The organism is Methanocalculus sp., from assembly GCF_029762515.1.
Classification (GTDB): Archaea; Halobacteriota; Methanomicrobia; order Methanomicrobiales; family Methanocorpusculaceae; genus Methanocalculus.
Map to the genome: position 1 here is coordinate 1 of NZ_JARVGN010000245.1, position 3,595 is coordinate 3,595.

A 3,595-nucleotide genomic window follows, 5' to 3' on the forward strand; every position below is an offset into this window, starting at 1 on the left:
GATGCAGATGATGCTCTCGACGAACCGTCGGGAGGAGGGGGGAGAGGGGGAAATTTGAATACATCACGTTTTCTACGGATTGGCTTTGTAGAAATCCTTTGATAAAAAATTGCGACTTAAAGATCGATCGTATATGGATTCCAATATTATTTAACCACAAATAACCGAGAAACTCCTAAATAAATGCCCCAGAACATTTAAATAAATCTTCACTGGGTTTGGGCCATGGCACCGGTCTACTGAACGCTCATTTGTTTTGTGCTCAATACCTCCCTTCATTTTGGAGTAGTGCCCCCGAGGGGCAATCAGATCGAGTGACAGAAGGCCATCTTGGGGCGACAGTCTCATTAAGAACAAAATATATATATAAAGAAATTAAACTAAAACGGTTTCTAAATGAGGTGGCGGTCTCAAACTCACGCCATCAGCCGAAGAAATGGGGGGGTTGAAAAATGTCGAATCTGATTCAAGGGATCATGGATCGATACCAGAATTATGATCTTAATGCCGATGGAGATCCTTCAATCATAAATCTGAGTTTTCTAGATTTTGAACAGGATAGCGAAGAGATTGAGCACGACGCGCGTAGGGTGGTCGTGCTTGTCGAATCGCGTCTGCTCAATCCGTTAGCAGGAGCTGAAGACCTGGAATCTCGGCTGATCCGTTTCAAGGGTGATCTGCGAGCCGAGGGATTTTCCAGCTACTTTATCAGTGCCGAACTGTACAACGGGCCGCGCCATCAAGATGGTCGCACCTTACTCGCGTTGCGCAGTTTTCTTCGTGAGATTTGGAATACGTTTCCTAATTTCCTGGGTGTTGTTCTCGTTGGCTCTTTTCCAGAAGCGGAGCTTGTGCGCCGTACTATGTGGACACCACATTTCAAGAAAACGATTGCTGGTGTAGAGTACAATAAACCGGGTGACGAAGTTACTCCTTACTTGGCTATTGAGCCTGAACATATCGCAGGACGGAGCGACATCGTACTTGCCGATTTCAATGGCAATTGGGAGGCGCTTTATCATGAAGAGCAGGAGCTCGAATCAATAGTTGCATTACCCGATCCCGCTACAGCCGCCACAGAGTGGCCAGTTGATGGTGCTGTATTTTCTTCATTGGCCTTTGACCGCACTATGGAGTCAAGAAACGACTTTTTTTATATTAACGACAGCGACTATTTGGTTCTCGATGCTCCTCCTGGGGAGTTGAAACTCTTCATTCGACATCGGCAATTACACCCTGAAATAGCTGCTGCCGATCGTAATCTCCCCAATCCGATCGCTAGACCGGACATCGTAATATCTCGGATTAATGCTCGGCATATCGCCATAAATCCTGATCCAACTATTGTTGGCGAAAACGGAGTGAGGCCAATTGATGAAGAAGGGTATCCTCAGAGTTTCATTAGCACTCAAAACTACGACCCTCAACACTTTAAAAAATGGCAAGAATTCTTTGAACCGGATCCCGTACTGGAGCGGCGTGTTATTTGCGATTATTTTGATCTCAACCACCGTCACCGAACCGGCTGCTTTGCTGACCTACCTTTTCGTGCTGGTGCCATTGGTTCGCATAACTTAGATGCGAATCCGGGCTATGTAGCAGCGGCCTCGGATAAGTTCCAGGCACCGCTCGTGCAGAACGATGCAACGCTGCTCGACTATTTCCGTTGGTTCAAGCAACCGGCCGTTCTGCGCTGCATTCACGCCCATTCCGGTAACCAAAACAGCAATTTTGGGGGCGGTTATGATGTTGTTGCTCTTGAAAACGAGCTTGGGGGAAAACCATTTCGCTGGAGTCATGGCGGTAATACCTATACTCCAAGTTTGCAGGGTCAGGGTGGAAATGCAAACTTCTTTGTTCATCGGACTGCGTGGCAAAATGGCATCCTCGAAAATGCAGGCGCAAATCTGATTGTGCACGCTGGTTGCAGTGTTAATGTGCCAGCTGGTACTAAGACAGAACAGTACTATAAAGAAGGATATGCTGGCCTTCAAAATGCCGAAGCGTTGCTTTTCTATATGAATGGTGTAGCAATGATTGCACGGGCAAAAGGCTTTTGGGATTTACCAACCGGTTTTCCTGGCGCGTTTGCATTTTCATCACGTGCTCGGTTTGGTGACGGCTGGAGAGCATTCTATGACAACGATGCTGCCAATGTTTATCTAGGCACATTCAAAAAGGCGATTGATGCAAAGAAAGCCTACTTTTGGAGTATGATTGGTGACTGGACCGTTCGATTATTCAATAATGAAGGTCTTGGCATTCTCGACTCTGAGCCACAGTTCAAAGCATTGCATATACATGCTGACCAGGCTTGGATAGAAGGGTGGAATTTTGATACCAGAGTCAATGACATAGTCGGCACAGGTGATATCGATGGTGATGGGCGTGCAGAGTTTGTGATCACAAGCAATTGGGGAATCGGCATACTCAAGCATGACGGACAGCGGTGGCGACAAATAATGGTGGCACCCAATGACACGCGGTTCGGCGGATGGCGCTACAATGCCAGCGTCAATGTTGGCGAAGATCGCCACCATGGTGTAGGCAACTTCACTGGGGGTGCACCCCAGGAAATTCTCCTCACCAGTTCATGGGGGATAGGAGTCCTTGCCTATGGGGGCAATACGCTGACTTCACCGATTATCCAGCCCAACGGGACGCGTTTTGGAGGTTGGTTGTTCGACTCACGCGCCAACCAAATCGCTGGAGTAGGTGATGTCGATGGTAATGGCCGTGATGAAATTGTTATGACAAGTGGTTGGGGTATCGGTGTGCTTGGCGCTGTCAGCAATACGTTCGATTCGCTAATGGTAGCGCCTAACGGTACGCACTTTGGTGGTTGGGTGTTTAATTCGAGCGAGAACACGATACACCCACTGGCTGATTATGATGGGGATGGTCAGGATGAGATCCTTATTACAAGCGATTGGGGGATAGGTGTCCTCAAACATCAGGGCAATACGCTGAACTCGATTGCAATCCATGCCAACGGCAGTGACCTCAACGGGTACATACTTGACACTAAAACATCGCAGATCGTAGCAGTAGGCGATCTGGCGGGTGATGGACGTGCACATATCGTCATCTCGGACGCCGATGGATTGCATATAATGGAGTTAAAACAGGGAGTGTTGCGCAGGACCGCTTTTTGGGCGAATGGGGACAATGTGGCTGGCTGGCGTTTGAATACTGACGATAACCAATTTGGCCCTGTTGGCGACATTGACGGAGATGGTCGTGAGGAGGTTGTCATCCGTAGCCCCTGGGGAGTTGGCATAATTGGCTTGGAGGCTGATAAATTCCGCTGCCCGACACTGCACGCCAACGGAACGCACCTTGGAGATTGGATTTTAGAGGATAAAGATCGAATTATCGCTTTGGACAACTTCACTGGATCGAATAAATGCGAGTTGCTGGTACAAAAGAGGTTACCATAGATGGAAGTATAATGGATGTGGTCGAGCATTAATACAAACCCAAACTATTCTTTTATTCAGGGGATATGCTCACCTTCACGTTCTTTTGTAAGTTTTCCTATTAGAACCCGTATTTTTTGTAATAGTTAAAAAGTTCGATTTTCCAATTTCCACGT

General features: G+C 47.5%; 1 protein-coding gene. It reads left to right on the plus strand.

Annotation, left to right across the window (positions count from 1 at the left end; all coding sequences use genetic code 11):
• Window positions 1–452 precede the first annotated feature (452 nt).
• A complete protein-coding gene (locus QCH34_RS08910; RefSeq protein WP_300333028.1) occupies window positions 453–3,440 on the plus strand; it encodes a VCBS repeat-containing protein in 2,988 nt (995 codons plus the stop codon).
• Window positions 3,441–3,595 lie beyond the last annotated feature (155 nt).